The 961-nt window shown below is 83.1% G+C and carries 1 pseudogene; it reads left to right on the forward strand.

The window, feature by feature from the left end:
- Positions 1 to 961, forward strand: a pseudogene (locus tag AB6N23_RS18475) (hypothetical protein); the annotation flags it as partial.

Below are 961 nucleotides of genomic sequence, written 5' to 3' on the forward strand. Positions count from 1 at the left end.
ACGCTGCCCACCGCGGTCCTGCCGGCCGTCCTGCCCGTGGGCGACCGCTGGCTCGACCGGGGCGTGCTCACCGGCGCCGCCGCCGTGCTGGTCGGCGCCGCGGCGCTCCTCCTCACCCGGCGCGGCACCGGAACCGACGCCCGCCGGGGCGGTGCGGCGCTCGCGGTCCTCCTCGCCGCGCTCGCCCTCCTCGGCCCGGGTCGTCGCGGGTTCACCGAGGCGGTCGCGACCGCGCCGGGCACCGCCGCCCTCGTCGAGCCGTGGGCGCTCGCCGCGGGCGCGCTGCTCGTGGCGGCGGCAGCCGCGGGCCGCCGCTCGTGGCCGGGTCGAGGTCCGGCCCTCGTCGTCGCGCTCGCCCCGTGGTGCGTGCTCGCCGTGGTGGCGCTGCCGCCCCTGCTCACCACGGTGGCGGCCTCCAACGCAGCGGAGGCCGGCACCGTGTCGGCGGCGGTCCGGCTCGGGCTGCTCGGCGCCGTCGGCGTCGCCGCCGCACTGCTGGGAGCCGGTCGGGCGGTGCGGGTCGCGCCGAGCCGCCCGACGGGCCCGGGTGTCCCGTCCCCGGCCCCGCTGCTGAGCGACCTCGGCCTGGCGCTCGCCGCAGGGTCGGCGGCGGTCGCGACCGCGGTCGTGCCGCCGCACTTGGTCGACGCCCCCGTCGCCGCGGTGGCCGTGACGGCCTTCGCGGCGGCCGTCCTGGCCGCACGCGGTCCGGCCGGCGCCCCGGTGCGCTGGCTCGCGCTCGGCGCGCTCGCGCTCGCGCCCTCGCTGGTCGTCCGCACCGGCGACCTGCGCCCGGTGGCCTGGACCACGGGCGCGGTGCTGCTCCTCGCCCTCGCCCACGCGGCGCGGCGGCCGCCCCGCCCGCGCGACGACGCGCCAGACCCCACCCGCCCGGCCGGCCCGCGTGGCAGACCCCCAAGGGCGGGTGCGGGGGTGGGGGCGGCCCCGGCCCCGGGCGGGG

Origin of the sequence: Cellulomonas pasadenensis, from assembly GCF_047229365.1 — a bacterium.
Lineage (GTDB): Bacteria > Actinomycetota > Actinomycetes > Actinomycetales > Cellulomonadaceae > Cellulomonas.